This is a genomic window from Stenotrophomonas sp. AR029 (genome assembly GCF_047520695.2).
GTDB classification, from domain to species: domain Bacteria; phylum Pseudomonadota; class Gammaproteobacteria; order Xanthomonadales; family Xanthomonadaceae; genus Stenotrophomonas; species Stenotrophomonas sepilia.
The window spans coordinates 124,728-144,713 of record NZ_JAXBQQ020000003.1; the positions used below are offsets into that span (position 1 = coordinate 124,728).

Below are 19,986 nucleotides of genomic sequence, written 5' to 3' on the forward strand. Positions count from 1 at the left end.
GGCGGACTCTGTGGTGTTTTACGGATGCCGGCCAGCGGCCGGCACTACGTGATCCTGGGATGCCGGCCAGCGGCCGGCACTACCGTTATGCGGCGCGTCGCAGGGTTTCGGTCAGCGACTCGATGCTGGCGGCCTTGGGTTTGACCAGCCAGAACTTGCCGATGTAGTCGCGGAACTCGTCCAGGATCTGCTGTGCCCAGATGCTGCCGGTCAGCTCGCGGTGGCGGCCGATCAGGCGGTGCAGGTGCTGGCGGTAGTTCTCGAAGCCTTCGGCGGAGACGCGATGGATGTCGATCAGCTCGTGGTTGTAGCGGTCGACGAAATCGCGGTCCACGTCCAGCACGTAAGCCAGGCCACCGGTGAAGCCGGCGCCGAAGTTCAGCCCGACCTTGCCCAGCACCAGCACCACGCCATCGGTCATGTACTCGCAGCAGTGGTCACCGGCACCTTCCACCACTGCCAGCGCGCCCGAATTGCGCACCGCGAAACGCTCGCCGGCGCGGCCCGCGGCGAACAGCTCGCCACCGGTAGCGCCATACAGGCAGGTATTGCCGATGATGGCGGTGCTGCGTGCCTCGAAGCGGGCGCCACGCGGCGGACGCACCACCAGCCGGCCGCCGGCCATGCCCTTGCCGACGTAGTCGTTGGCCTCGCCTTCCACTTCCAGGTGCAGGCCGCCGACGTTGAAGGCGCCGAAGCTCTGCCCGGCACTGCCGCGGAAGCGCAGTTCCAGCGGTGCTTCGGCCATGCCCTGGTTGCCGTGCGCGCGCGCCACCGCGCCGGCCAGGCGGGTGCCGATGCTGCGGTCCGTGTTGTGGATCAGGAAGCGATGCTCGCCACCGCGCTTGTGCTCGATGGCCGGGGCCAGCAGGCCATCCATCTGCGTGGCCAGGCTGTCCGGCGATTCGTACAGGCGCTGCGCGGCGCAGTGGCTGCCTTCGTAGCGGGCATCGGCCAGCAGCCGCGACAGGTCCACGCGCACGCCGTCGCGCGGTGCGGCGTCGATCTGCCGCAGCAGGTCGGTACGGCCCACGATTTCTTCCAGCGAACGCGCGCCCAGGTACGACAGCCAGCCGCGCACTTCCTCGGCCAGCAGCCGGAAGAAGTTCTCCACGCGTTCGGGCTGGCCGGTGAAGTGGTTCTCGCGCAGGCGCTCGTCCTGGGTGGCCACGCCGGTGGCGCAGTTGTTGAGGTGGCAGATGCGCAGGTACTTGCAGCCCAGCACGATCATCGGCGCGGTGCCGAAACCGAAGCTGTCCGCACCCAGCAATGCGGCCTTGACCACGTCCAAGCCGGTCTTCAGGCCGCCATCGGTCTGCAGCAGGGTGCGCCCGCGCAGGTCGTTGGCCAGCAGCGCCTGGTGCGCTTCGGCCACGCCCAGTTCCCACGGCACACCTGCGTAGCGGATCGAGCTGACCGGCGAGGCACCGGTGCCGCCGTCATGGCCGGAGATGGTGATCAGGTCCGCACCGGCCTTGACCACGCCCGCCGCGATCGTCCCGACGCCGGCATGGCTGACCAGCTTCACCGACACCAGCGCGGTCGGGTTGACCTGCTTGAGGTCGTAGATCAGCTGCGCGAGGTCCTCGATCGAATAGATGTCGTGGTGCGGCGGCGGCGAAATCAGGCCGATGCCCGGGCGCGCATAGCGCAGGCGTGCGATCAGCTCGTTGACCTTGTGCCCCGGCAGCTGGCCGCCCTCGCCGGGCTTGGCGCCCTGCGCGACCTTGATCTGCAGCACTTCGGCATTGACCAGGTATTCGGCGGTGACGCCGAAGCGGCCCGAGGCCACCTGCTTGATCTTGCTGCGCTTGGCGGTGCCATAGCGTGCGGGATCTTCTCCGCCTTCGCCGGAATTGCTGCGGCCACCCAGGCGGTTCATCGCAATCGCCAGCGCCTCGTGCGCCTCAGGTGACAGCGCACCCAGGCTGATCGCTGCAGTATCGAAGCGCGGGAACAGGGCGCTGGCCGGGGCGACCTCGTCCAGCGGCACCGGCATTGCGGCCGGCACCAGTTCCAGCAGGTCGCGCAGCGCCGATGGCGGGCGCGCGTGCACCGCATCGCAGTACTGCTGCCACGCACGCGGGTCACCGCTGCGCGCGGCGCGCTGCAGGGTGGTGACCACGTCGGGGTTGTACATGTGGTACTCGCCGCCGTGCACGTACTTCAGCAGGCCGCCCACGTCCACGCCCTGCTGCGCATCCCAGGCCTGCGCGCACAGCTCGCGCGCGTCGGCATCCAGGCGTGCGAAGCCGGCGCCGCCGATGCGCGAGGCGGTGTCCGGGAAGCACATGTCCACAACCTCGGGTTCCAGGCCGATGATCTCGAACAGCTGCGCGCCGCGATAGCTGGCCACCGTACAGATGCCCATCTTCGAGATGATCTTCGAGAGGCCCTTGTAGATGCCCTTGCGGTAGCGGCGGCCGATCTGCGACTGCTCGCCGCCCTTGCTGAGCTTGAGGATGCCGCGTCGGCCCAGGTCGAACAGGGTCTGGTAGGCCAGGTACGGATACACCGCGGTGGCACCGAAGCCGAGCAGGCAGGCCATGTGGTGCGGGTCGCGCGCGGTGCCGGTTTCGACGATCAGATTGACGTCGCAGCGCAGCCCCAGCCGCGAGAGGTGGTGGTGGATGGCGCTGGTGGCCAGCAGCGCATGCACCATCGGCCGACCGGCCACCGGGTAGCGGTCGGACAGCAGCAGCATCACCATGCCCTCGCGCGCGGCCTGCTCGGCCTCGGCACAGATGCGCTCGATGCCGGCACGCAGGCCCTCGTCTTCGCTGTAGGACAGGTCGAGCAGGCGGTTGGCCTGCACGTACTGGTCCATCTTCAGCAGCTGGCGCAGCTTGCGCTGGCTCAGCACCGGCGAGTTGAGGATGACGTGGTTCACCGTCTCCGGGCCGGCATGGAAGATGTTGGTCTCCTTGCCGAGCTGGGTGGACAGGGACATCGCGCAGTCTTCGCGCAGCGGATCGATCGGCGGGTTGGTGACCTGCGCGAAGGCCTGGCGGAAATAGTCGTACAGCGGGCGGCTGCGCTGGCTCAGTACCGCCATCGGTGTGTCGTCGCCCATCGAGCCGGTGGCTTCCTGCTCGGTCTCGGCCAGCGGCCGCAGCACCTGTTCCACTTCCTCGCTGCTGAGCTGGTAGAGCTTGTGGTAGCTGCGCAGGGTGGCTTCGTCGAACGGCTCTTCCACCAGCGACGGGTCGATCAGTTCGGTCTGCAGGTAGGTCACGCCCTGCTGCAGCCACTGCTTGTACGGCGCGCGGCCGCGGTTGATGCGGTCCACCGCGTCCGAATCGAGCAGGTCGCCGCGCTTGAGGTCGATGGCCACCATTTCGCCGGGGCCGAGCTTGCCCTTGCGCACCACGCGCTCGGTCGGCACTTCCCACACGCCGGCTTCGGAGGCGACCAGGAAGTGGCGGTCGGCGGTGAGCATCCAGCGCGCCGGGCGCAGGCCGTTGCGGTCCAATGTACAAACCGCATAGCGGCTGTCGCAGGCGACGATGCCGGCCGGGCCGTCCCACGGCTCGCTGTTGAGGCCGTGGAATTCGTAGAAGGCTGCCAGGTCGGGGTCCTTGAACTCCAGCGACTGGGTGGCCGGCGGCACCAGGATGCGCAGCGCCTGGATCAGCTCCATGCCACCGGCAACCATCAGCTCCAGCATGTTGTCCAGGCTCTGCGAATCCGAACCGTGCATGGAGATCACCGGATCGAATTCGGCGATGTCGAAGCGTGACGTCTTCCACACCTTGCTGCGCGCCTGCGCCCAGCGACGGTTGCCTTCGATGGTGTTGATCTCGCCGTTGTGGGCGAGCATCCGGAACGGGTGCGCCAGCGGCCAGCGCGGCAGCGTGTTGGTGGAGAAGCGCTGGTGGAACACGATCGCGCTGGAGGCCAGTTCGCGGCGTTGCAGGTCGGGGAAGAAGCGGCTGAGCTTGTCCGGCAGCACCATGCCCTTGTAGCTGATCGCATCCGGGGTGAGGGTGGTGACGTAGAAGTCGGCATGGTCGCGCAGCTGCTGTTCGCTGCGGCGACGGGCCAGGAACAGCGCCAGCGCGAAGCCGGCATCATCCTGGCCGACGCCGGCATCGACGAACACCTGCTCGATGCGTGGCAGGGTGTCGCGCGCCAGCTGGCCGCAGACGCTGTCGTCGGTGGGTACCTCGCGCCAGCCGGCGACCTTGCAGCCGACCGCTTCGACCTGCGCCTGCAGCTGCGTGCGGCAGGCGTGTGCAGCCTCGGCATCGTGCGGCAGGAACACCAGGCCGGCAGCGAAGCGTGCGGCGACGGCGATGCCGGCTTCACTGGCCAGCAGTTTCAGGAACGCATCGGGGCGGCGCAGCAGCAGGCCGCAGCCATCGCCGGTCAGGCCATCAGCGGCGACGCCGCCACGGTGGGTCATGCGCGAAAGCGCGGCGATGGCGGTATCAACCAACAGGCGCGAAGGTTGATCGTCGAGCTGGGCGACCATGCCAAATCCACAGGCATCGCGCTCGGAGCGCGGGTCGTAAAGCCCTTGGCGGTTGCGGGGGGCCATCTCTACCTCGATGCGTATAGGGTTGGCGGCGACACTCGTCCCCGCTCATTCCCTGGAGCGCATCGTGAGGCCACCGGATGCCTCGACTAGATCACAGGTTGCTGCAGCGCCGCAATACACGGTTGCAGGTGCAACAGAACGCGCCGGCATCCCGTGCCGGCGCGCGGTCGGGCTCAGCCGCAGCGCACGCCGCTGACCAGGCCCTTGTCGTCCACTTCGATGTTCAGGCGGTCGCCGAGGAACTCCATGGTGGCGACGTCATTGGGCTTCATGACGCGCAGCTGGTGGGCACCGGCATCTTCCTGCGCCTGCTTGCCCAGCGCGTCGGCGTAGGCCTGGCCGACCAGGCTCTGCACCTGGCTGGCATCGCAGGTGCCGACCGGCGGTGCCTCGGTGGCCTTGCCGGTTTCGTCGGCCGGTGCCTTGGCGGCTTCGGCCGCCTGCTGGGCATGGGCAGTGGCCGAATCCTGTTCATCCAGCGCCGGAGCCTGGCAGGCGGTCAGGGCCAGCACGGCCGGCAGCAGCAGGGCGGAGAGCGAACGGGCGCGAATCGGGAACGACATCATGACTCCGGAAGGGATTGTGAAAGCCCGAGCATAGCGGCGAACCGACCCTCACGTGTTTGTCTTCTGTTATCGACAGGTTCGCGGCATCGCGACGGCGACACTGCGGTCATGCCAACCTCCTCTACCCCCGAACGACAGGCCGCGCGCGCGGCCGGCCTGCGCTATGTCGATGACACCCAGCCAGGCATCAGCCGGCGTCGCGCCGGCAAGGGCTTCAGTTACCGCGATGCCGATGGCCACGCGGTTCGCGATGCCGCCACCCTGCAGCGCATCCGTGCGCTGGCGATTCCACCTGCGTATACCGCCGTGTGGATCTGCGCCCACGCCAATGGCCACCTGCAGGCCACCGGCCGCGATGCGCGTGGACGCAAGCAGTATCGCTACCATGCCGATTGGGCGAAGGAGCGCGATGCCGGCAAGTTCGACCGCATCATCGCCTTTGGCGAGGCGTTGCCCACGCTGCGGCGGCGGCTGTCGCGCGATCTGAAGCAGCCCGGCTTCCCGCGCGACAAGGTGCTTGCGGTGGTGGTGGCCCTGCTGGCCGACACCCTGATGCGGGTGGGCAACGAAAGCTATGCACAGGAAAACAAATCCTACGGGCTGACAACGCTGCGCAACCGCCACCTGGACCTGCTGCGCGGTGGTCGCGTGCGCATGCGCTTCCGGGGCAAATCCGGGCAGTTGCACGAGGTGGTGGTGGGCGATCGGCGGCTGGGCACGCTGGTGCGCGGCATCCAGCAGCTGCCCGGGCAGGCGCTGTTCCAGTACCGCGACGACGAAGGCGCGCTGCAGCCGGTGGATTCCGGCGCGGTGAACGACTACCTGCGCGAGGTGATGGGCGAAGACTTCACCGCCAAGGACTTCCGCACCTGGGGCGGCACGCTGGCGGCGGTACAGGCATTGGCCGCCACCGAACTGCCGGAACCGGCCAGCCAGCGCGCGCTGGCCAAGGCGCAGCGCGAAGTGGTCTGCCAAGTGGCGGCACGGCTGGGCAACACGCCGGCCGTGTGCCGCAAGGCCTACATCGACCCGTGCGTGTTTGCCGGCTGGGAGCGCGGTGAGCTGGCCTCGCTGGCCGGCCTGCGCGGCCCGCGGCAGTGGGAGCAGGCCACCCTGAAAGTGCTGCGCCGGGCGCGGCGGCTCAGTCGCAGTCGTCAGCCGCAGTAGATCGCAACGATGTTGTTGGTCCGGCCCTTCTCGATGATCAGGCGGTCGCCGCCTTCGCTGGCCGGCGGCACCCTCGGGCCGTCGTGGCGCAAGACCCGCACGTGCAGGCTGTCGCTGTCCACGCGTGCGCGGGCCACGGTGGCGTCCGAGGCGGCCAGGCCCACCGCGCCGCGCACCTTGTCGCTGTGGCACTGGCCGGAAATCACGCCGTCGATCGGCTGCACCTGGGCCATCGGTGTGCTGCTGCAGGCGGCAAGGGCAAAGCAGGCGGCGGCGGTGGCGATGGCATGTTTCATGGAGGCACTCCTTGTGTGATTGCGTGCAGGGTGCGACGTCAGACGTGGTGGCGGAATGAATGCCGTGCACATCGTGGACACGGCGCGCTCACCGCCGCCAACAGCGTGGGTGGAGACACTGCAGGAGCGGCATGGGCCGCCCCCCGGTAGTGCCGGCCGCTGGCCGGCAGCCCCTTTCCCTCCCGAGGAGACCTGCATGGCCACCACCAGGAAGACCCCCGCCCGCCGTAAGGCATCGCCGAAAGTGCGCAAAGGCAGCACCCCGACCAAGACGGTCGCCGACCCTGATCGCCCGCGCGTGGTGAAGACCGCAACCCGCAAGGCAGCCGCCAGTGATCCACGGGCGGCACGCGTCGCTGCACGGCAGCGGCGCCTGCAGGACCAGGAGAAGGCCAAGGACGCCCGCGCGGCCAAGAAGGCAACGAAGAAGACCGCCACCCAGGCCGGCGCACGCCGGCAGCCGGAGGCGATGCCGGCACAGCAGCTGGCCAAGCCCGGGCACGAGCACGAACTGGAGCTGGCGCCCCGTTTCCTTGCGCCCGACTACAAGGGCAGCGGCAAGCTGCAGGGCATGCGTGCGATCGTCACCGGTGGCGACTCCGGCATTGGCCGTGCGGTGGCAGTGTTGTTCGCGCGCGAAGGTGCGGATGTGGCGGTACTGCACCTGGACGAGGCCGAAGACGCGGACATCACCCGCCAGCACGTGGAACGCGAAGGCGGCCGCTGCGTGGTGATCGCCGGCGATGTGCGCGATCCGCGTTTCTGCAACAAGGCCGTCAAGCAGGTGGCCAAGGCGTTCGGCGGCATCGACATCCTGGTCAACAACGCCGCGTTCCAACTGCACTGCGAGCGCCTGGAAGATCTGGAGGATGCGCACCTGCAGGAAACCCTACAGACCAACATCGGCGGTTACATCCAGATGGCGCGTGCGGTACTGCCGCATCTGGGCGAAGGCGCCAGCATCATCAACACCGGCTCGGAAACGGGGATCTTCGGCAGCAAGGCGCTGATCGACTACTCGGCCACCAAGGGCGCGATCCATGCGTTCACCAAGGCGCTGGCCAGCCAGCTGCTGCCGCGCGGCATCCGCGTGAACTGCGTGGCGCCGGGGCCGGTATGGACGCCGCTGAACCCCGCCGACAAGCAGGCCGAAGACGTGGCGGAGTTTGGCAAGGACAGCGACATGGGCCGGCCGGCACAGCCTGAAGAGCTGTCACCGGCGTATGTGTTCCTGGCTTCGCCGGTCTGTGCAAGCTACATCAGCGGGGCGATCCTGCCGGTGATGGGTGGGCCACGCGGGTAGGGGGAACCTGTTCGGGTCCACCCAAGACGGGATCGCCAACCCAATATTCTCACGTGAGGCTAGTGTCATTGCCTGCCTACTAAGTGCCAGGCGATTTGCAACTTTCCTCATGGATGTGAATGCAAATTCAAGCACATCGTTGACCTGCGGCGTGAATGCGGAGTCCTGAACTGCCGCCGTGTTGGTTGTATTCGTTAAAGAAGATGGTCCCTTCATCAAGGATAAGGAGCATTCCATGAAAGAGATTTCTGCAGATCAGATCGATAGCATCTCAGGAGGATGGCTGCCTTGGGCCGCTGTGGCCGCGTTTGTCTACTACGAACGAAATGAAATCGCGGACTTTGTAGGCGGCGTCTTGGACGGGTTCAATGGAACCAGCTATATGGAGCCAAAGTAAATGAGGGGATTTCGAGAGCTACATTGCGATGAAATCGGAGAAATTTCAGGTGGAGATTGGCAGACTTGGAACTGGGGAAGGATGGTGGGTTCAGCTCTAGGTAGTGCTTGGGGCGCGATGAAGGAGTACGCGGCCTCTCCCGATTCTTCCACTGACGTCATAGTCTAGTTGCTTCCTATTACCTTGGATGCCGGGTGCTTCTACCCGGCATCTTCCATTTTTCGTCGTGGAGCCATTTGTGCAATCAGATGATTCAAAAGGTGGAGGTGAGCGGGGCAAGTTCTATGTTTTCAGAGTCAAAAGGCGGGACGCTCATGTTCTTGGTGCGATTGCATTGCTGTGGTTCCTTTGGAGTCAAGGTGGCGAAATTTACATCCTATTCTCAAAGTTCTTTGAAAGCATTTTGCAGCGGGCGTCCGCTTAGTCTGGAGATCCACCGCAATTGAGAACGCAATCGATGAAGTATTTTCACGACTAGGAGGGCGACGCATGGACGCCCCTATACAGTCTGAGGTGGCTGAGTGTGGTCTTGCATGCTTGGCCATGGTCGCGGCGCACCATGGCAACAAGGCCGGGCTTCGGGAACTTCGTCGCCGGTATCCGCTCTCGCTCAAAGGCGCTACGCTGGCTCACATCATTGACGTTGGGGCAAAGCTTGGCTTTCGTTGTCGCCCGTTGAGCTTGGACATGGAGCATCTGAGCCAGCTGCAACTGCCCTGCATCGCGCATTGGGACCTTAATCACTTCGTGGTGATTGAGAAGCTCCATCGAAGCAGCGTCACTGTCCTGGACCCGGCATTTGGCAAGCGCAAGCTATCCTTCGAAGAGGTCTCGCGGCACTTTACGGGCATCGCTCTTGAGCTCCATCCAACCGCAGAGTTCCAGGTCACGCCGCCTCCAGCCGCAGTCTCGCTGAAGCAATTGACCGGAAAGATCGAAGGGCTATGGCGATCCCTCGGCTTGCTGCTGATGTTGTCAGTTGCTCTTCAAATATTCGTGCTGATAGCGCCATTCTTCATGCAATGGACAGTTGATCAGGCACTAGTCGCTTCCGATAGAGACCTTCTGACTGTACTTGGCCTCGGCTTTGGTCTGGCACTTGTACTGCAGGTATGCATCGGACAGATTCGCGGCAGAGCGGTGATTTATCTGTCGAATCGGTTGAGCCTGCAGTGGACCGGCAACGTCTTTCGACATCTCATGCACTTGCCCTTGGATTACTTTGAGAAGCGCCATCTGGGTGACGTCACCTCGCGCATGGGGAGTGTTCAGGCCATTCAGCGAACGCTGACGACAAGTTTTGTTGAAGCGCTGATCGACGGTCTCATGATGACAGTGACGCTTGGCATGATGTTGCTGTACAGCTGGAAGCTCGCTCTCGTCACCCTAATCGCCGTCGCCCTGTATGCCGTCGCGCGCGCGTTAGCATTTAATCCTCTTCGGCGCGGAACCGAGGCGCAGTTGCTCGCGGGGGCAAAACAGCAGAGTCATCTGCTTGAGTCAATCCGCGGAGTTCAGTCAGTGAAGGTCGCGGGCCGCGAGTCGATTCGCCAAGCTGGCTACTTCAACCTTTTGAACGATGCCATCAACCGAGACATTTGGCTTTCGAAGTTTGGCCTGGGTTTCAGTGGCGCAAGCCAATTTGTGTTTGGTCTGGAACGCATCGCGGTCATCTGGATTGGAGCGCTTCTCGCAATGGAGAGCGTGTTCTCAGTGGGTATGCTGATCGCTTACCTTGCCTACAAGGATCAGTTCTCACAGCGCGTGGGCGCCTTGATCGACAAGTGGGTGGAACTCCGCATGCTTCGCTTACATGGTGAGCGGCTTTCTGACATTGTTCTCACGGAGCCGGAGAGCCCTTCTTTAAGGTCAGGTGGTCTGCCCCCTGATGATCTGCGTATCGAGGCCGATGGACTTGGCTTTCGCTATGCTCGTGGTGAGCCGTGGGTACTCAGGAACTGTAGCCTGGTGATTGAGCCCGGCGAATCGGTGGCCATCATCGGTCCCTCGGGTTGCGGAAAGACAACATTACTGAAGATTCTGCTTGGCCTTCTGCAACCCTCCGAAGGCGAGGTTCGAGTCGGGGGCGTGCCGCTTTCCAAGCTCGACATGGATGCCTATCGCCGAGTGATCGGAGCTGTAATGCAGGATGATCAGCTCTTCGCGGGAAGTGTGAGTGAAAATATTGCCTTCGAGGATCAGGACTGGGACGAAGATCGAGTGCGTGAGGCAGCTCGCCTAGCTGCAGTCCACGACGATATCTCTGCGATGCCAATGGGGTATAACAGCCTGATCGGAGACATGGGAACCTCCTTGTCGGGAGGCCAAAGGCAGGGGGTAATCCTTGCTAGAGCCTTGTATCGGAAGCCTCGTTTTCTCTTTCTTGACGAGGCAACCAGCCATCTGGACGTGGATCGAGAGAGGCTTGTCAGCAACGCGGTGCGGAAGCTTGACCTCACCCGAGTGATCATTGCTCATCGTCCCGAGACGATCGCTAGTGCCGACCGAGTCCTCGTTATGCATGCGGGGACGATTGCTCCGGAACTGAAGCGAAGCCCTTCGGGTCCTTTGGCGAACGGAGAACAGCGTGAAAAGGTCACTGTTTCATGAGCGATTTGTTCCGAAAGGAGGCAGTGGACGCACAGCGGCGCAGCTGGCTCGGGGCGATATCTCTCGCGCAACCTGTTCGATTCTGGATTCTGGGGCTCTTCGCAGCGATAGCTGCCTCGACAATTGTCAGCTTCCTGTACCTGGGCGAGTACTCGCGCAGATCGCGGGTACTGGGTGAACTTGTGCCAGATCTCGGGCTGTCCACAGTCGTCGCTCCCTCTGCAGGTGTCGTGTCAAGGTTGAATGTGGAAGAGGGCGACCATGTTCGTGTTCAAGATGGACTGCTGACAGTGAATGTTCCAAGAGTCACGTCCTCCGGTCGCGATTCTGTGTCTACCTTGCTCGATGCCCAGAGGAGCCGAATTGCAAGCGTAAGCGCGATCAGCGAGTTTCAGGACAGACAGTTTGCAGCCCAGCAGGACGGCGCCAAAGCGCAGCGCAGCGCGATGTTGCAAGAGCTAGCCCAGATTGAGTCTGAGATCCAGACACGCGGCGAGCAGGTAAGGATCGGGCGCGAAACCGTAGCTCGCTATAGAAGCGTGGAGGATCAGCGTTATGTGAGTCTCGTTCAGATCAACCAGCAAGAGCAATCGACACTTGAGATGGTGAACGCACAGCAGGCGCTCCAACGCCAAGCGACGTCAATTCGTAGGAGTCTGGCTGAACTGGAGCAGCGCCTTGCGGAGATTCCTCAGCAGAGGCTGTCGACTAAGGCCGCGTCTGAGCGGGACTTGGCGGCACTGAGCCAGGAAACTATTCGGATGGAGGCCGATGGCGAACTCCTTCTTCGGGCTCCCGTAGCCGGACTTGTCGCGAACCGGTTGGTCGAGGCCGGACAGGCCGTACAGCCAGGTCAGGCGATTCTTAGCTTGCTACCCGAAGGGTCCGAGCTAAGAGCGCAGTTGCTTGTCCCGAGTTCCGCGATAGGCTTCGTGAAAGTGGGTGATCGAGTTTTGCTGAGGTACCAAGCATATCCCTACCAAAAGTTCGGTACTCATGAGGGCACCGTAATTCGCATCTCCAGAAGCGCAATGATGAAAAGTAAGGAGAGCAACGATCCAAATCAGTCCCTGTATCGTGTCTTCGTTTCGCTGGACCACCAGGATGTTCTGGCATATGGGAACCGCGAGCCACTGCGTCCAGGTATGCAGCTTGAAGCAGATATTATGGGAGAGCGCCGAAAGCTCTATGAGTGGTTACTCGAGCCGCTCTACTCTGTCACGGGAAAATTTACGAGATAGTTGATGATGCGCACATCGCGGACACGGTGCGCTCATTGCCGCCAACATGGATGGAGATACTCCAGGAGCGGCATGCGCTACCCCTCGCAGTGTTGCCGCTGCCTGCCGCGTCTGAGCGCTGTTTCAGCAGTCGCATAGAAGTCGGCAATGCGCGGAATGAACTGCTGCGGATTGGCACCGACTAGATTGGTCAGCACCACTACCGCCACGCCGCGCTCGGGATAGACCACGAAGGCCGAGCGCGCACCGCCGATGCCGGCCACCTGAAGGTCGGGCGATGCGCGTAGTACCGCCCAGCCACCCGCCCACGGGCCGGCACGGCCATCCGCCAGGCGCTCTGCGCTCCAAATCCGCCGCATGGCCGTCTCCGGTAACAGCCGGCCTTCGGTCAGCGCGACCAGCCAGCCCACAGGCTCGGCGGCATGTCGTAGAACCAGTGCGACAGGCGCGGCGGCATGTCGGCCGCATCGGTGGCGCGCGGCGCCAGGCTGTACATCGTTGCCACATCCGGAATCAGGTCATAGCTGTCGCCAAAGGTGGTGCGGGCCATGCGTGCACCACTGAACTGGCCGGTGGCAACGAAGCGTTCGTAGGACATGCCGGATTGCCGCGCGATGATCCGCGACAGCAGCACGTAGTTGGTCTGGTTGTAGGCAAAGCGCTGACCGGGTGCCGCTTCGAGCGGTCGCGCGCTGACCGCCGTCCATGCCTGCGCTTCGGAGCCCCCGCCCAGCAGGCCGTTGGCATCGAGGATGTCCGGCAGTCCCGAGGTGTGTGCCAGCAACTGACGCACGCGCACCTCCCTCCATGTGGCCGGGAGATCATCCAGGTAACGTGAGGCGGGCGCGTCCAGATCCAGTTGCCCCTGTTGTGCCAGCTGTGCGGCAGCCACGCCGGTAAACGCCTTGGTGGCCGAATTGAGCGGGAAGCGGGTGTCCCGCGAGGCAAGCACGCCGTTCTCGACGTTGGCCAGGCCGTAGGCTTCGGAGAGCACGATCTGCCCGTCCTTGACCACCGCGACCTGCAGCCCGGGGATGCGCTGCTCCAGCATGATCTGGCGGATCAGGCGGCGGGTCTGGTCGTTGGCCTGGTCCTGGCTGGCAGAGACGGCTGCGAAGGGCAGGGCACTGATGAGCATGAGCACGACTCGGAGCGTTGGGCGGAACATGCGGAATTCCAGCGGGCGTTGCGAATCGGATGCAGACAGCGCGTCGAAGGTTTAAGCGCTCGGTGCCCTACCGTTCGTCGGCCCGTGACTTCCGGGGGGTTGACTACAGCTGTCGTCAAGCTGACAGTGGCGACACGTGTAGTCAAGGGAGTGGTGTCATGCGCGGCAAGACCATCGGGGACCAGGAACTGGCCCTGCTGCAGTACATCGATGAACATGCGCCGGCCAGTGTCGGCGAGGTCGCCAGTGGCTACGGCGAGGCCCGCGGGCTGGCCCGCTCCACTGTGCTGACGATGATGGAGCGCCTGCGGGCGAAGGGGTATCTTCAGCGCCGGCAACAGGACGGTATCTACCGCTACCAGGCCACCCGCGGCCCGCAGAGCGTGCTGCAGGGCGCGGTGGCGCAGTTTGTCGACAACACCCTGCAGGGCTCGGTGTCGCCGTTCGTGGCCTATCTGTCGCAGCGGCAGAAGGTCAGCGACAACGAGCTGGCCGAACTGGAAGCGCTGGTCGCCCAACTCCAATCGCGTCGCCACGAGGGCTGAGCCATGGACACCACGATGCTGATCCCGATGCTGGAACGCCTGGGCTGGACCAGCCTGCAGACCGTGCTGCTGGTGGCGCTGGTGTACGGCCTGTGCCGCGCGCTGCCGTCGCTGTCGGCGGCGACCCGCTGCCGCCTGTGGTGGCTGGTCTCGCTGCAGGCCGTGCTCGGCCTGTTCTGGAGCCAGCCGTTGCAGTTGGCCTGGCTGCCTGCCCCGCAGGCGGTGGCGACGACCGCGACCGACGTGGCCGCTGATATCGTCTACCCGCTGGCCCCGGAGGCCTCGGCACAGTTGCTGGCCGCGATGCCGATGCCTGCAGCGGACGCACCGGCAGTGGCGTGGTGGGCCGTCGCACTGGCCGCGCTGTGGGCATCCGGCGTGCTGCTGATGGCGCTGCGTACCTTTGGTGAGTGGCGTCGCTGCCGCGCGCTGCTGGCAGCGGCCTATCCCTGCGAGGACCAGGCGTTGGTGCAGGCCCTGCAGCTGGCTTCCGATGCACATGGCGTGCGGCCTGCGCCGCGGTTGTGGATGAGCACGCAGGTGGACGCACCGCAGCTGGTCGGTCCGTTCCGCCCGGTGCTGCTGTTGCCGGCTGGCGACAACGCCCTGCAGGGCGACGCACTGGACCTGGCCCTGACCCATGAACTGCAGCACCTGCAGCGGCGGGACCTGCAGTGGGGCCTGCTGCCTGCGCTGGCCCAGCACCTGTTCTTCTTCCATCCGCTGCTGCGCCTGTCGGTGCGTGAATATGCACAAGCGCGCGAAGAAGCGGTGGACGCAGCGGTGGTGGGCCAGCACGCTGCCAGCCGCCAGGCCTATGGCCGTCTGTTGCTGCAGCTGGGGGTGGCACCGCAGCCGCACCTGGGCGTGGCCAGTGCCGCACCGGATGCCACCAGCCTCAAGCGTCGCCTGCTCTCGCTGCAGCCGCGCCGGGCCTGCCCCCGCATCCTGGCGATGGCGCTGACTGCTGTGGTGGTGGTGGTGGGCGTGGCGCCGATGCGACTGGTCGCAGCGCCGGTGCCGCCGGCACCGCCCGCGCCACCGGCGGCACCCAAGGTCGTGGCGCCAGCACCGCCGAAGGCTCCCAAGGCTCCGGCCGCACCGCCATCCGCCGCGGGCGTGCCGGCGGCCCCGGCCGCGCCTGCAGCACCGGCCACGCCGGCCGAACCCGCTGACGCGACCGGGCCCGACGATGCCGATGTGGCCGATGTCGACGATGCCACGGGCATGGCCGAAGACGATGAAGGCACGACGTCGGCCGCCACCTCCATCACCACCTACGGTCGCCTCGACCTGGGCAGGTCGCCCCGGGAGGCCTTCGTTCTGGTTTATGGTGATTCGACCTTCGCCAACGGCGGCATGGACGACGTGACGGTGGCCCGCAGGCAGCTCGGCAAGGGCCCGGCGTTGTGGTTCCGCCAGGGTCACAAGCGCTACGTGGTGCGTGACCCGATGCTGATCCAGACCTTGCAGCGTGCCTACAGCGGTGCCGTAGAGCTGGGCCGCCAGCAGAGCGAACTGGGCCGGCAGCAAAGCGTGCTGGGTCGCCAGCAGGGTGAACTCGGCAGGCAGATGGGCGAAATGGGCCGCCTGCAGGGCGAGGAATCGCGCCGCATCGCACTGGCCGCCGCCGAGGTAGCGCGTAGCGCGATGGCCGCCCACGACATCAACCGTGAGGCGGCTGCGGAAGCGGCGAAGGCGGCGCGGGGCGCGACCTACGATGTGGCCGTTGCCCGCGAGGCGGCACGTGAGGCCGCCGCACAGGCACGTCGTGCGATGCAGGACGTGGACAACGAAACCGCGCGCGCCAGCGACACCCGCGAGATGCAGCGCCTGGCCAGCCAGCAGTCTGAACTGGCCAGCCGCCAGGCTGCGCTGGGCAGCCAGCAGGCCGCGTTGGGCGAGCGCCAGGCACGCGTGCATGCCCAGGCGTCGCAGCAGGCGCAGCAGGTGATCGCGCGCGCCCTGGCCAGTGGCAAGGCCGAGCGACTCTGATCGGTAGTGCCGGCCAGCGGCCGGCACTACCCTGGGGCGATCAACCGCAGCTGGCGCGCTCGATCCGGTTCTGCGCATCCACCTGCACCGTCACGCGGTCCTGGCGGAAGTCCATGGTCACCGCCATGCCCGGCTTGACCACCCGTGCACCGCGCGCGCCGCTGGCGGCCACCAGCTTCTTGATGGTGGCTTCGTCAGCCGTCTTGCCGGTGAAGGCCTCGAGCGCCTCCGGCTTGCATTCGTGCGCGGCGTCGGCCACGGGCGCCGGCGTGGGATCGGGGGCGGTGCTGCCGCCGGCGTGACTGCAGGCGGCCAGTGGCAGAATGGCAAGCAGGGCAAGCGGATTGAGGCGCATCGTCGGGCTCCAGGCGTGGATGGTGGTGGCAGTGTCACCGCTGCCACCGTCAGGGCATGTCAACGCGGCCCCGTGTGTCATTACCGCCCGACCAGCGCCAGTGTCTCGCGCTCGCGCTGTTCCTCGCGCACCAGCCGCTGCAGCAGCAGGGCCAGGGTCACCACGTCCTGGTGGTTGTGGTCGGCCACCCGGCGCAGGTTCACCGCATCGCCGCCGCGCAGGAAGCGCAGCCATGCACCGGGTGCTTCCGAGCCGGGCAGGTCGTCCTCGCGCACCACGCGCAGCAGCTGGCGTTCGATGGTGGACAGCTTGCAGTTCTCCCAGCTGCCGCGATAGCGACGGCGCGTGGGGTAGAGCAGGTCGACATGGTCCAGTGCGGTGATCGGGTCCGGCTGCCGGGCCAGCCGGTAGCGCGCCTTCAGCAGCGGCGCATCGTAGCTGCGGCCGTTGTAGCTGCAGAACACGGTGGACGGTTGGAGCCAGCGGGCAAAGGTGGCCAGCATCGCGTCCTCGGCGGCCATGGTGGCCATCAGCAACTGGCGGATGCGCAGGCCCTCGCCACGCTGCGGGCACACATGCCAATCGGCCGCGCCGATCATGAAGGCACGGGTGCCGGTGCCGCCGGCCAGGCCGGTGGTCTCGGTGTCGAAGAACAGCAGATCGCGTGCAGCCACGTGCTGGTCTTCGCGCTTGGCGAAGGCCAGCGACAGCGGGGCAGTTGGGATCGGCTGAGGTTGCAGCGATTCGATCAGGAACAGACCCGGCGCGATTTCCTCGCCCGGCAGCTGGCGATCCTGTGCGCTGGCACGTGCCGGCGTGGCGCCGCTCCGCGAGCGCATGCCGAGCAGGCGATGCAGGCTGCCCACTTCCGGCCGCCGCAGTTGGGCCGGTGTGTGTGCCGATGTGGCTGCCGCAGCACCTGTGGGCTTGTGGCGGATCTCCTGCTCGACCCAGGCGAACACCGAACGCTCGGCCGGTGGTTGCTGCGCATCGTTGGCGGCCGGTGGTGCCGGTGGCGCAGGGGCAACGTCCGACGCCGCCGGCGTGGCCGCTTTAGGGTCGCCGGCCTGCTTCCGCAGCAGGCGCAGCTTGTCCAGGCTCAGGCTCACGGTGCCAGCAGCTCCATCGGGTCGCGCGCGGACGCCACCACGTCGGGCACGTGCCGGCAGGCCTCGGCGTCGAACAGGTCGAGCACGCGCAATGCCAGCGCACGTGGCGAGGTTTCATCCTCTTCCTGTGCAGCCAGCACCGGGCCGACGCAGGCCGGGCAGCCGGCCTTGCAGTCGCAGCGTTGCACCAGTTCACGCGCGCGCTGCACCAGCTCCGCCTGACGCTGCCACAACGGCTCGCTGAGGCCAACGCCACCGGGGAAGTTGTCATACAGATACACAGTGGGCACGAATTCCTGCAGCAGTTCGACCACGCCAGGATCACCCTCGCTGCCGCGCAACTGGCCACGGCCGCTCTGGTCGGCGATCGCAAACCAGGAACCATCGCCGTTGCCGACCGACTTCTGCAGGTCGCGCGCATCGGCCATCACCGCCACGGTGGCGACGATGTGCAGCGCATACGCCGCACCGAGGAAGCCATCGAGCGCATCCTGCCTGCTGGCGAAGGCGCGCAGCAGCAGTGCCTGCGGCAGCTGCCACCACACTGCGGTGGTGTGCAGTTCCTGGTCGGGCAGGTTCACCGGACCGTAGCCGATGTTTTCGTGGGTGTAGTAGCGGATCTTCTTGTAGCCGGCCACGCGCCGCACCACGTGCACTTCGCCATGGTGCGAATCACCGCGCCCGGCCACGCCACCATCGAAGCGGTCCAGCACCTTGAGCTTGGTGAAGTCGATGCTGTCGGTGTAGTAATCCACATGCGTACGGGTGACGTAGGCCTTGCGGCCCTCCCAGTCGAGCGTCTCCACCTGGTAGGGCGTGGACTGCACCATGTGGATGGCGCCTTCATACAGCGTGAGCGCAGCGGCGGAGTAATCGACCTCGGCGATGATCTGCTGGCGGCCGTCGCTGCGGTCGACCACCACGAAGTTGCCATCGGCCACCGCGCGCAGGCTGACCGCGTTGGCCGGATAACTGTCGGCGATCCATTCCCAGCGCTCGCCTTCGCGGTGGATGACTTCGGTTTCGGCCAGCGCTTCCAGGAACACTTCCGGGTCGATCGGGCCGAAGCCATCGCCGACCCGGAACGGCAGTTCAAAGGCCGCGCAGCGAATGTGGTCGAACAGGATCAGCGGCTGGTCCGGCGCAATGCGCGCATGTTCGGGCGAGGCTTCGGCGAAGAAGTCCGGGTGCCGCACCACGTACTGGTCCAGCGGCTGCGAACTGGCCACCATCACACCGAGTGCGGGTTGCTGGCGGCGACCGGCACGGCCGAAACGCTGCCAGGTGGCGGCCACGCTGCCGGGGTAGCCATTGAGGATGACCACGTCCAGGCTGCCGATGTCCACGCCCAGTTCCAGCGCCGAGGTGCTGACGATGCCGTCGATGTTGCCGGCTCGCATCGCACGCTCGGTCTCGCGGCGTTCGGTCGGCAGATAACCGCCGCGGTAGGCGCGGATGCGGGGCGGCTTGCGCGGGTCGTGGTCAAAGATGTCCTTCAGGTACTTGGTCAGCACCTCGACCATCAAGCGGGTCTGCGCGAACACCAGGGTCTTCAGCCCGGACTTGATCGCGATGCGCGCGATGCGGTTGCTCTGCGAGCGCGCCGAGGCACGCAGGCCCAGGTCGGGGTTGATCACCGGCGGGTTCCACAGCAGCACCTGCTTCGGCCCGGTGGGCGCGCCGGATTCGGTGACGGCGGTGACCGGTGCCTCGATCAACGCCTCGGCATGCGCCTGCGGGTTGCCGATGGTGGCCGAGCACAGGATGAACTGCGGCTGCACGCCATAGAACGCGCAGATGCGCTTGAGCCGGCGCAGCACGTTGGTGACGTGGCTGCCGAACACGCCGCGATAGGTGTGCACCTCGTCGATGACGATGTAGCGCAGGTTCTCGAAGAACTGTGCCCACTTGGTGTGATGCGGCAGGATGGCCTGGTGCAGCATGTCCGGGTTGGACACCACGATGTCGCCATGCAGGCGGATCGCCTGGCGCGCATCGCCGGGGGTGTCGCCGTCGAAGGTGAAGGCCTTGACGCCGAGATCGCCGGCACGATTGAGCTCCAGCAGCTCGGCCACCTGGTCCTGGGCCAGTGCCTTGGTCGGGAACAGGTACAGCGCCTTGGCCTTGTCCTGCATGGCCGCGCTGACCACCGGCAGGGTGTAGCACAGCGACTTGCCGCTGGCGGTGGGGGTGACGATGGCCACGTGCTCGCCGCGCTGGCTGGCCTCCCAGGCTTCGGCCTGGTGGCTGTAGAGCTGCTCGATGCCGCGTGCCTTCAGTGCAGCGGCCAGCGCCGGGGGTACCGAGTCGGGAACGGGCGCGTAGCGGCCTTCACGGCCGGGAATGGCGAAGCTGCCGGTGATGCGGTCCTGGTAGCGGCGCTGCAGGCGCGCGCTGAGCAGCGCGCCATCGCGGGCGGGCAGGCCATCGCGGGTGGCGAGCTTCTGCTCGGCATCGGCGGTGCGCTTGGCGAGTTCGTAGGCCATGGAAGAGGGAGGGAGCCGGGACGGATTGCGAGGGGTCACATGGCACCACATCCGTGTCTCAGGATGTGAGACACCACACACGGAGACGTGAACCGTTCAGTGCTCGCGTCCCGTGGTGTGGCCGCATCTCCCTTGGCTGAACAGCGGCCAGTGCAGCAACGAAATCTGAAGCCGGCATCCGTATGCTTGGGCGCTGGACACAACCAAC

Annotated in this window: 13 protein-coding genes and 1 pseudogene; 7 read left to right on the plus strand and 7 right to left on the minus strand. The window is 65.8% G+C overall.

Annotated features, from left to right (window positions below):
* Window positions 1-85: 85 nt before the first annotated feature.
* Both gltB and ACM0PB_RS12835 read right to left on the minus strand, forming a co-directional pair.
* Window positions 86-4,540, minus strand: coding sequence for a glutamate synthase large subunit (gene gltB / locus ACM0PB_RS12830; protein WP_414604511.1), 4,455 nt, complete (start codon window positions 4,538-4,540; stop codon window positions 86-88).
* A 173-nt stretch (window positions 4,541-4,713) separates the two neighbouring features.
* The gene (locus ACM0PB_RS12835) at window positions 4,714-5,103 is read right to left on the minus strand and encodes an I78 family peptidase inhibitor (protein ID WP_032954733.1); all 390 of its coding nucleotides are present in this window, start codon (window positions 5,101-5,103) and stop codon (window positions 4,714-4,716) included.
* A 111-nt stretch (window positions 5,104-5,214) separates the two neighbouring features.
* Here ACM0PB_RS12835 and ACM0PB_RS12840 point away from each other — a divergent pair, with 111 nt between their 5' ends.
* Entirely contained in the window at window positions 5,215-6,273 is a 1,059-nt protein-coding gene (locus ACM0PB_RS12840) for a DNA topoisomerase IB (RefSeq protein WP_065178673.1), read from the plus strand.
* Here the strand turns inward: ACM0PB_RS12840 and ACM0PB_RS12845 are convergent.
* On the minus strand, window positions 6,261-6,569 hold the full coding sequence (locus ACM0PB_RS12845; RefSeq protein ID WP_065178674.1) for a hypothetical protein: 309 nt from the start codon (window positions 6,567-6,569) through the stop codon (window positions 6,261-6,263). The two genes, ACM0PB_RS12840 and ACM0PB_RS12845, sit on opposite strands and share 13 nt — an antisense overlap.
* Before the next feature lie 196 nt (window positions 6,570-6,765).
* Between ACM0PB_RS12845 and ACM0PB_RS12850 the strand changes: the two genes are divergently transcribed.
* The 4 genes from ACM0PB_RS12850 to ACM0PB_RS12865 all read left to right on the plus strand — a co-directional run bounded on the left by ACM0PB_RS12850 (window position 6,766) and on the right by ACM0PB_RS12865 (window position 12,120).
* Window positions 6,766-7,872 (plus strand): SDR family oxidoreductase, encoded by a 1,107-nt coding sequence (locus tag ACM0PB_RS12850; protein ID WP_414604512.1) that lies wholly within the window; start codon window positions 6,766-6,768, stop codon window positions 7,870-7,872.
* Window positions 7,873-8,107: 235 nt separating this feature from the next.
* On the plus strand, window positions 8,108-8,269 hold the full coding sequence (locus ACM0PB_RS12855; protein ID WP_155760601.1) for a hypothetical protein: 162 nt from the start codon (window positions 8,108-8,110) through the stop codon (window positions 8,267-8,269).
* Between the two features lie 489 nt (window positions 8,270-8,758).
* On the plus strand, window positions 8,759-10,879 hold the full coding sequence (locus ACM0PB_RS12860) for a peptidase domain-containing ABC transporter (protein ID WP_414604513.1): 2,121 nt from the start codon (window positions 8,759-8,761) through the stop codon (window positions 10,877-10,879).
* A complete protein-coding gene (locus tag ACM0PB_RS12865) occupies window positions 10,876-12,120 on the plus strand; it encodes an HlyD family secretion protein (protein WP_065178678.1) in 1,245 nt (414 codons plus the stop codon). The genes ACM0PB_RS12860 and ACM0PB_RS12865 overlap by 4 nt, the downstream gene beginning before the upstream one ends.
* Window positions 12,121-12,197: 77 nt before the next feature.
* On the opposite strand, the pseudogene ACM0PB_RS12870 reads toward ACM0PB_RS12865, so the two are convergent.
* Window positions 12,198-13,258 (minus strand): annotated as a pseudogene (locus ACM0PB_RS12870) (serine hydrolase domain-containing protein).
* Window positions 13,259-13,446: 188 nt separating this feature from the next.
* Here ACM0PB_RS12870 and ACM0PB_RS12875 point away from each other — a divergent pair.
* Together ACM0PB_RS12875 and ACM0PB_RS12880 are read left to right on the plus strand one after the other, a co-directional pair.
* Window positions 13,447-13,833, plus strand: a complete 387-nt coding sequence (locus tag ACM0PB_RS12875; protein ID WP_005421039.1) for a BlaI/MecI/CopY family transcriptional regulator — start codon at window positions 13,447-13,449, stop codon at window positions 13,831-13,833.
* A gap of 3 nt (window positions 13,834-13,836) precedes the next feature.
* Window positions 13,837-15,828: a M56 family metallopeptidase gene (locus ACM0PB_RS12880; RefSeq protein WP_414604514.1), complete on the plus strand. Its 1,992-nt coding sequence runs from the start codon at window positions 13,837-13,839 to the stop codon at window positions 15,826-15,828.
* A gap of 40 nt (window positions 15,829-15,868) precedes the next feature.
* Here ACM0PB_RS12880 and ACM0PB_RS12885 read toward each other — a convergent pair whose 3' ends face one another.
* The 3 genes from ACM0PB_RS12885 to ACM0PB_RS12895 form a co-directional block, all read right to left on the minus strand.
* The gene (locus tag ACM0PB_RS12885; protein WP_053497987.1) at window positions 15,869-16,183 is read right to left on the minus strand and encodes an I78 family peptidase inhibitor; all 315 of its coding nucleotides are present in this window, start codon (window positions 16,181-16,183) and stop codon (window positions 15,869-15,871) included.
* Window positions 16,184-16,263: 80 nt separating this feature from the next.
* Window positions 16,264-17,292, minus strand: a complete 1,029-nt coding sequence (locus ACM0PB_RS12890; protein WP_065178681.1) for a ribonuclease H-like domain-containing protein — start codon at window positions 17,290-17,292, stop codon at window positions 16,264-16,266.
* Window positions 17,289-19,778, minus strand: coding sequence for a DEAD/DEAH box helicase (locus tag ACM0PB_RS12895; protein WP_139726570.1), 2,490 nt, complete (start codon window positions 19,776-19,778; stop codon window positions 17,289-17,291). Before ACM0PB_RS12895 ends, ACM0PB_RS12890 begins: the two co-directional genes overlap by 4 nt.
* Window positions 19,779-19,986 lie beyond the last annotated feature (208 nt).